The sequence below is a fragment of the Nocardia sp. NBC_01329 genome (assembly GCF_035956715.1).
Classification (GTDB): domain Bacteria; phylum Actinomycetota; class Actinomycetes; order Mycobacteriales; family Mycobacteriaceae; genus Nocardia.
On sequence record NZ_CP108381.1, the window covers coordinates 2,694,055 to 2,702,621 of the forward strand.

Genomic DNA, 8,567 nt, shown 5'->3' on the forward strand with positions numbered 1-8,567 from the left:
AGCCCGTTCCATGATCAATATATAGCGGACCCGGGGCCTTGCGGCAAGGCCCCGGTCATGCCGCAGAATCGTCGAGCGCGATACCGGGAAGTGCGGCCGGGTGCGGCGCACGGGCAGCGATCGTCGAACGAAGTGAGGGCATATGTCGGAACAGGGGTACGAAGACGAGCTGCGGTCCGAACAGAACTACGTGGACGGGCTCTATACGCGGCTCGACGCCGAACGTGCGCTGGCGAAGGAGAAGTACCACGCCGCGTTGCGCGGAAACGGCACGACACTCCTGGAGCGTGACGCCGAGGTCCGGGCACTGGCCGGAGAGGTGAAACGGCTGGATGTGGCGGACAACAAGCTGTGTTTCGGCCGGTTGGACTCGGAATCGGCCGAGGTCTCCTATATCGGGCGTATCGGTCTGTTCGACGAGAAGAATGAATACGAACCGATGTTGCTCGATTGGCGAGCACCTGCGTCGCGGGCGTTCTATACCGCGACCGCCGCCAACCCGGAGAAAATGCGGCGCCGCCGGCAGTTCCACTCCCGTGGGCGCCGGGTCGTCGAGTTCACCGATGAAGTGCTGGGACGGCCCGGTGGTGCGGAACGCGGTGATGCGGCTCTGCTCGCGGCTGTCGCCGCACCGCGGGGCGAGGGGATGCGCGATATCGTCGCCACGATCCAGGCCGAACAGGACGAGATCATCCGGCTGGATCACCCCGGAGTGCTGGTGATCGAGGGTGGCCCGGGCACCGGGAAGACCGTGGTGGCGCTGCATCGGGTGGCGTATCTGCTGTACGCCCGGCGGGAGCGGATCGAACGCCACGGTGTGCTCGTGGTCGGGCCCAACCCGGCGTTCCTGAACCATATCGGCCGGGTGCTGCCCTCGCTCGGCGAATCCGACGTGGTCTTCATGACCGCCGGCGATTTCGTCCCCGGTGTGCGCGTGACGGCCGAGGATGCTCCGGCGGCGGCGCGTATCAAAGGTTCACTGCGGATCCTGGAGATTCTGGCGGCGGCGATCAGGGACCGGCAGCGTTTGCCGGAGCAGCCGCTGCCGATCGAACTCGCGGATGTCACCGTGCGGATCGATGCCGAGACCGCCGAATGGGCCCGGGAGGAGGCGCGCGGGAGCGGGCTCCCGCACAACGAGGCCCGCGCGGTGTTCCGCGAGATCGTCACCTACGTCCTCACCGAACGAGCCATCGCCCGGATCGGCCGGGGCTGGATCACGCGCGCGGACAAGGACGCCTGGGAGGACCTGCGCAAGGATCTGATCGCCGAACTGGCGGAGAGCGCCGAGTTCACCCGCGCGCTGGACCTGCTCTGGCCGGTGCTGACCCCGGAGAACTTGCTGGCGACGCTGTATACCTCCACCGATCGCCTGGCCGCCGCGGGCGCCGACCGGACCCTCTTACGCGCCGACGGTGCGGCCTGGACCGTCTCGGATGTGCCGCTGCTCGACGAACTGGTGGATCTGTTGGGTGGCGGCGATTCGGGCGAACAGGCCGCAGAACGCGAACGCCGGGCCGAAGCCGAGTACGCGGCAGGCGTCCTGGACATCATGGTCGACCGGGCCGACATGATGGACGACGAGGATCATCTGTTCGCCCAGGATCTGCTGTACGCCGAGGATCTGGCCGATCGTTTCGTCGAACGCGATACCCGTGAACTCGCGGAACGTGCCGCCGCCGACCGGAACTGGACCTACCGGCACGTGGTGGTCGACGAGGCGCAGGAATTGTCCGAGATGGACTGGCGGGTACTGATGCGACGCTGCCCGGGCCGGTCCTTCACCGTCGTAGGCGATCTCGCGCAACGGCGGTCGGCGGCCGGTGCGCGGTCGTGGGGTTCGATGCTGGAGCCGTACGTCCCGGGCCGCTGGGTGTATCGGTCGCTGACGGTGAACTACCGCACCCCTGCGGAGATCATGACCGTCGCGGCCGCGGTGCTGGCCGAGTTCGCACCCGGCGTCGAGCCACCGGAATCGGTTCGCGCCTGCGGTGTGCGGCCGTGGTCCAGGCAGATCACCGATGACGAACTGGCCACAGCCGTAGCGAACTTCGTGAGTGCGGAAGCCGGCCGCGAAGGAACCAGCGTCGTAATCGGTCCACCGGATATCCCGGGCGCGATAGCGGCGTCGGAGACCAAGGGTTTGGAGTTCGACGCCGTCCTGGTCGTGGAACCGGAGCGGATTCTCGCCGACGGCCCGCGCGGTGCGGCCGAACTGTACGTCGCGCTCACCCGCGCCACCCAGCGGCTCGGCGTCCTGCACCGGCAACCGCTACCTGCGGCGCTGAGCGGACTCACCGACCCAGGAACACCGGTTCCGGCCGGTGATCGGCAGATCGCGCGGTGACCATCGGATACGCCCGTCCCGGTCCTGCTGTTTGTTGAGCTGTCCCCCCATTCCTCCGCCCCGCGATTCTTCTTCCCGGCGGGCAGCAGCGTGATCCACCTCACTCGATGTCACAACGGTCGGCCCCCCGGTGTCCCTTGTGCGAACCCCGAGACGAGGAGAAGAACATGACCGAGAACACCGAGGTCGTAGTGGTCGGCGGCGGATACGCCGGTGTGATGGCGGCCGATCGCCTCACCCAGCGCAAGGACCTGAAAGTAACCCTGATCAATCCCCGCTCCACGTTCGTCGAGCGGATCCGGCTGCACCAGCTGGTGGGCGGGTCCGACGACGCCGTCGTCGATTACCGCACTGTCCTGGGTGAGCGTGTGCGGCTGGTCGTCGATACGGTGACGCGAATCGACGTCGCCGAACGGCGCGTGCTGACAGCGAGCGGAAAGCCGGTCGGCTACGACCATCTGATCTACGCCGTGGGCAGCGACAGCGCCGACCCGACAGTCCCCGGCGCGGCCGAATTCGCCCACCCGATCGCCACGCTGGAGGAGGCACAGCGGCTGCGGTCCGTACTGGACGCCGCGCCCACCGGCCCGGTCACGGTTGTCGGGTCCGGTCCGACCGGCATCGAGACAGCGGCCGAACTGGCGGAACAAGGCCGCCGGGTAACCCTGGTCTGCGGTCGTATTCTCGGCCCGTACCTGCATCCCCGGGGGCGGCGCTCGGTGGCCGGACGACTGGACCGGCTCGGCGTGACGGTCCTCGAAGGTGCCGAGGCGACGGTCACCGCAGTGACCGAGGGCAGCGTGCGGCTCAGTGGCGGCTACGAACTGGCGAGCACGGTCACCATCTGGACCGCCGGATTCGGAGTGCCGGACCTGGCCCGCCGCAGCGGACTCAGCACCGACGAGCTGGGCAGGCTACGCACCGACGAGACCTTGACCAGCGTCGACGACAACCACATCGTGGCCGCCGGGGATTCGGCGGCACCTTCGGATCTGCCGTTCCGGATGAGTTGCCAAGCCGCCGGACCGCTGGGCGCACACGCCGCCGATACGGTTCTGCGGCGTATCGCGGGTGAACTACCGGCACCTGTCGATCTGGGATTCGCGGGCCAGTGCATAAGTCTGGGGCGCGGCGGCGGCATCTTCCAGTTCGCCCACAAGGACGACACAGCACGGGGATTCCATATCGGTGGCCGCCCCGGCGCGCTGCTCAAGGAGTTCGTCTGCGCTCACACCGTGAAGCAATTGGCGGCCGAAGCGCGTCGACCCGGTACCAACACCTGGGCGAAGGACGACGGACGGCGGCAGGTCCTGGAACAGCGTCGCGGTGCGGCACGGCTGACCACCGGCCAGATCCGCTGACCGCGCCCCGGCCGGGCCCCGCGACCGAGCGCTGCCGCGAGGTCCGGCGCCGGTGGACAGTGCTGGACGGCCGAGCCGGGGCCGCCGGCGAAAGAGAGGACCCTACTGTGGACACACGCCCGGAAGGCCGCGGGCGATCGACGGCGGCCGCGAAGGAAGGGGCCACCGTGGCCGATCCCGCGACCGAGACGTTCCTCACCCATCGCAACCTGCTCTTCACCGTGGCCTACGAAATGCTCGGATCCGCGGCCGACGCCGAGGATGTCCTGCAGGAGACCTGGCTGCGGTGGGTGGAGGTCGATATGGACGGTGTGGCCGACGGCCGCGCCTACCTCGTCCGGATCACCACCCGGCAGGCGCTGAACCGGATGCGCTCCCTGAAACGGCGCCGGGAGTCCTACGTCGGCCCATGGCTGCCCGAACCGCTGCTCACCGCGCCGGATGTGGCTCTGGATGTCGAACTCGCCGAGAGCGTCTCGGTGGCGCTGATGTTCGTCCTCGAAACCCTCACACCGACCGAACGGGCCGTCTTCGTACTGCGTGAGGCCTTCGATATCGATTACGAGGAGATCGCCGCGGGTCTCGGGAAGACCACTGCGGCGGTGCGTCAGATCGCCCACCGCGCGCGGCAGCATGTGGCGGCCCGCCGTCCACGCGAGACAGTCTCCCCGGACCGGGCCCGGGCCGCTGTCGAATCGTTTCAGCGTGCCCTCGAAACCGGTGACACCCGTGGTCTGCTCGATATCCTCGCACCTGATGTGGTGCTGGTCAGCGATGGCGGCGGTATCAAACAGGCCGCGCGCCGGCCGATCGTCGGCGCCGACAAGGTCAGCCGTTTCATCGTCGGCGGTACCGACCGGACCGAGGCCACCGTCACCGCACAGCCCATCCTCGTCAACGGTAACCCCGCGCTCGTCGTGCACCTGGACGGTGTGATCGAAGGCGTGCTGGCGTTCCACATGGCGGACGCGCGGATCTCCGGACTGTATTTCGTCCGGAACCCGGAGAAGCTCGGCCGGGTCGAGTCCGCGACTCCGCTGTCGCTCCGGTGAACAACGGTCGAGAAATGCGGCCCGGCCATCATCGCAGTTCACACGGCTACGGGAAATTCACGGCCTGAGCGCGGGCTGAGAATCCCTCGCCCGATTCCTCCCGCGCGCTGGATACCGCGCCTCGACGGTACGGGCCCAGCGCACTGTGGTTCGCGCGCCTCTCCACCTACGGCGCCCTGGTGGCCCCGCTGGCCGCGGCCGGCACCCTGGTGCTGGTGTTCGCCTTCGGTGTCCAACCGCTCTCGGCCATGTTCGAAATGACCCGGGTGCACAACGCGGTCGGCCCCTCGGTGCCCTGGTTCGACGACTATCAGGCCTATCAGCGCCTGTTCACTCCTACCGCCGACGGATCGATCGGGCGCCGTTTCGGTGTCGTCGCCATGTGGCTCGGGCTGCTGGTGTGCGCCTTCGTGCTGCTACGCAAGGGCGGGCGTATCCCGTTCGTCACCTCGGGCCCGGCGAAACGCCTGCTGGGCATCACCTTCGGGGCGATGCTGCTGATGGCGACGGTGCCCACCAAATTCACCCAGCACAACGGTGTCTTCGCCGGGCTGGCCGGTGCGGTCACCGTGGTCACGGCGGTCGCGGTAGGCCCGAAAGTGATGCGCGCCCCGCGGTATCGCGCGCTGTTCGCCGCCATCGTGGCGGTGGCGATGGCGCAGATCTTCACCGGCGTCAACAAATGGTTCTATGCCTCCGGCCACGGCATCCCGTGGTGGGATTCGGCGCCGGCGATCGGCGGAATCGGGATGAGCGAGATCTTCCTGACCGTCGCCGTTCTGTGCCTGGCGATCGCCGGATGGTGGCACCTACGAGCGCCGGAACCGGGCACACCGCATCGGGTTTCGCAATATGCCTGGCGGCTGGTGAAGATTCCGCCGCTCACCGTGGCGGCGGCGGTGATCGTAATCTTCCAGGTGGGTTCCTTCGCCACCGCCGCGGCCACTCAATATCCGGCGTTCTCGCTGGCTCGATCCAATATGGATGCGGTACTGGGGCAACCGTGCGGACTGGCGAACGACGTCCTGGTCGAAGCCGACCCGAATGCCTCGATGCTCGCGCCGCTGACCGGTGACGCGGCGGATAATTTCGCCGCGGACACCACCGGCTTCGTCCCGGGCGGGGTCGCCGACGTCACCTCCGACGACTCCCGCTCCGAGGACGACAACAGCATCGCCGACGCACTGAAGGACACCTCCGACGGCACCTCGGTGACGCAAACCGGGGGCGCGCCGCTACCTTTCGGTCTGTCGGACAACACACCGGTCCTCGGTACCGCCGGCCAGCGGGAAGCGGCCGAACTGACCACCGGCTGGTACCGGTTGCCCGATTCGGGGCACCGCGAGGGGATCATGGCCGTCACCGCCGCAGGGCGATTCCGGGCGATCACCCAAGACGGCGAGGTGATGCCGGGCCAGCCCGTGGATATCGAATACGGCGTCGCGGACTCGGCGTCGAGCGCGCGGTCGCTCGGACAGGTCATGCCCATCGATATCGGCCCGACCCCGTCATGGCGGAACCTGCGCGTACCGCTGGGCGAGATCCCCGACGACGCCGATGTGGTCCGCATCGTCGCGAAGGACAAAACCCTCGATCCCGAGCAGTGGATCGCGTTGACCCCGCCGCGGATTCCGCAGACTCGCACGATCAACGACTTGATCGGCTCCGACCAGCCGGTCCTGCTCGATTGGGCAGTGGGCCTGCAGTTCCCGTGCCAGCGGCCGTTCGACCACAAGGACGGTATCGCCCAGGTGCCCGGCTGGCGCATCCTGCCCGACCGCCCGGCCGCGAACACCACCAACCTCTGGCAACGCCACGACGGTGGCGGACCGCTGGGCTGGAGCCGCCAGTTGCTCCGCTCACAGACCCTGGCCACCTATCTGCGGGACGACTGGAGCCACGATTGGGGTCAGTTGCAACGGCTGACCCCAATCGACAGCTCGGCACGACCGGCAGCGCCCACTGTCGCTCAGGAGAAACATTCCAGTCTGTGGAGTCCCGGCCATATCAACGTCGCCTGGTAGCCGCGGCTCGCCGGGTCCCTCGGGACCCGGCGGTTTCACGGTCCCGGGCGAGATCCGGACCAGCGTGGATACGGCGATGAACCGGAAGAAGACGCGACACAACGTGACTGGAACGCGCGTGTTCACCAAATCGCGCGAGAGTCCGTGATACTTGTCGCGTGCAGATTCCGAGAACTGATCGAAATCTATTCGTACGCGCCCTCGGGGCCGTGCTCCCCGGCATAGTGGCCGTGGTATCCGTGATCGGGGCGGGCCCAGCCGTGGCTCTACCCAGCTACCCGCTACCCGATCCCGATCCTTTCTATTCCGCGCCCGCGGATATCGCCGGGAAATCACCCGGGGAGGTGCTGGAGACCCGGGTGATGCCGGGGCTGCCGATATTCCCCGGGACCACCGTGACCCTGGTGAAATTCCGCTCGACCGATTCGACGGGGGATCCGATCGCGGCGACCTCGACGGTGCTCACCCCGCGGTGGCGGGTGCCCGACGGGCCGTTGCTGTCCTACCAGCACATCATCAACGGGCTCGGCAGCCGGTGCGCGGTCTCCCGGGTGCTCTACACCCCTGACCCCACCTTGCAGGTCCGCGAGGCTGCCGCGTTGAACGCGGTCCTGGCCCGCGGCTGGAGTGTGGCGCTGCCCGATCACCTCGGCCCGACCTTCGCCTACGGCGCGGCACGGCTGGGCGGGCAGATCACCCTGGACGGTATCCGGGCGGTCCGAGCGGCCGATCTCGGACTGCGGACCAGCCGGGTCGCCATGGCCGGTTACTCCGGCGGCGGCATGGCCACGGCCTGGGCCGCCGCGCTCGCGCCGCAGTACGCTCCCGAACTCGATATCGCGGGTGCGGCGGCCGGGGGCGTGCCGATGAATCTGGTGCGCATGATCGAGGCGGTCAATACGAACCCACATCCGGCATTCGGTCTGATCATGGCGGCCGGTATCGGGCTCGAACGCGAATACCCCGACCGCTTTCCCATCAGCGAATCGATGAACACCCGCGGGTTGCTGACCCGCAACACCGTGGCGAACGGATGTACCAACGAGATCCTGGCCGCCGGAGCCGGACACAGTGTGGCCGAATTCGCGGGCAATATGTCGATGGTGACCGATCCCGAGGCGCGAGCGGTGCTCGAGGAGAACAGCCTCGAATTGTTCGACGGAATACCCGATATGCCCATTTTCGAATGGCATTCGGCCAGTGATCCGCTCATTCCGGTGGATTCCATCGTCCGCACGAACCAGCGGTATTGCGCAGCCGACGTTCCCGTGCAGGCGGACCTGACGATATCGCCGGAACATCTGTCCGCCGCGGTACTCGGTGTGCCCGCCGTACTCATGTGGCTCGAAGGCCGCTTCCGTGGTGACCCCGCGCCGTCCAACTGCTGAGATCCCACTACCGAGCGGGACGCGGTTCCAGCTGATCCGACGGAGGAATCGGCGGCGAACCGCGTTCCGCAGCAGAGCGCGGTGAACGGACGTAGCGCACAGCCCGCGAACCGGATCGGGATGACCTACTCGGCCGCTACCGCATCCCGCAGACCGCTGGGCCGCATATCGGTCCAGTTCCGCTCGACATAGTCGACGCAGTCGGCCCGGCTGCTGTCACCGAAGACGATCCGCCACCCGTGCGGTACCTCGGCGAAAGCCGGCCACAGAGAGTGCTGGTCCTCATCGTTGGCCAGTACGAAGAAACGGCCGTCCTCGTCATCGAACGGATTCGCGCTCATGTCACCTCTCACAGATCGTCGTTGTCGTACCGGGCGCGCCGGCGCGCCCGGTCA

At 67.8% G+C, this 8,567-nt stretch carries 6 protein-coding genes; 5 read left to right on the forward strand and 1 reads right to left on the reverse strand.

From position 1 onward, the window contains the following. The first annotated feature begins 142 nt into the window (after nucleotides 1-142). The 5 genes from helR to OG405_RS12195 all read left to right on the forward strand — a co-directional run bounded on the left by helR (nucleotide 143) and on the right by OG405_RS12195 (nucleotide 8,172). Complete coding sequence (helR, locus tag OG405_RS12175) at nucleotides 143-2,347, forward strand: RNA polymerase recycling motor ATPase HelR (RefSeq protein ID WP_327151740.1); 2,205 nt, start codon at nucleotides 143-145, stop codon at nucleotides 2,345-2,347. Between the two features lie 167 nt (nucleotides 2,348-2,514). Then, nucleotides 2,515-3,708: an NAD(P)/FAD-dependent oxidoreductase gene (locus OG405_RS12180; RefSeq protein WP_327151741.1), complete on the forward strand. Its 1,194-nt coding sequence runs from the start codon at nucleotides 2,515-2,517 to the stop codon at nucleotides 3,706-3,708. Nucleotides 3,709-3,815: 107 nt separating this feature from the next. Next, a complete protein-coding gene (locus tag OG405_RS12185; RefSeq protein ID WP_327151742.1) occupies nucleotides 3,816-4,760 on the forward strand; it encodes an RNA polymerase sigma-70 factor in 945 nt (314 codons plus the stop codon). A 179-nt stretch (nucleotides 4,761-4,939) separates the two neighbouring features. Continuing rightward, nucleotides 4,940-6,784, forward strand: coding sequence for an arabinosyltransferase C-terminal domain-containing protein (locus OG405_RS12190; RefSeq protein ID WP_327151743.1), 1,845 nt, complete (start codon nucleotides 4,940-4,942; stop codon nucleotides 6,782-6,784). Between the two features lie 209 nt (nucleotides 6,785-6,993). Then, entirely contained in the window at nucleotides 6,994-8,172 is a 1,179-nt protein-coding gene (locus tag OG405_RS12195) for a lipase family protein (protein WP_442790700.1), read from the forward strand. A gap of 125 nt (nucleotides 8,173-8,297) precedes the next feature. Here OG405_RS12195 and OG405_RS12200 read toward each other — a convergent pair whose 3' ends face one another. Next, a complete protein-coding gene (locus OG405_RS12200; RefSeq protein WP_327151745.1) occupies nucleotides 8,298-8,513 on the reverse strand; it encodes an MbtH family protein in 216 nt (71 codons plus the stop codon). Nucleotides 8,514-8,567 lie beyond the last annotated feature (54 nt).

Excerpts from the sequence above, each read along its gene's own strand:
- helR (WP_327151740.1), top strand. The coding sequence starts at position 143 with ATGTCGGAACAGGGGTACGAAGACGAGCTGCGGTCCGAACAGAACTAC.
- OG405_RS12180 (WP_327151741.1), top strand. The coding sequence starts at position 2,515 with ATGACCGAGAACACCGAGGTCGTAGTGGTCGGCGGCGGATACGCCGGT.
- OG405_RS12200 (WP_327151745.1), bottom strand. The coding sequence starts at position 8,513 with ATGAGCGCGAATCCGTTCGATGACGAGGACGGCCGTTTCTTCGTACTG.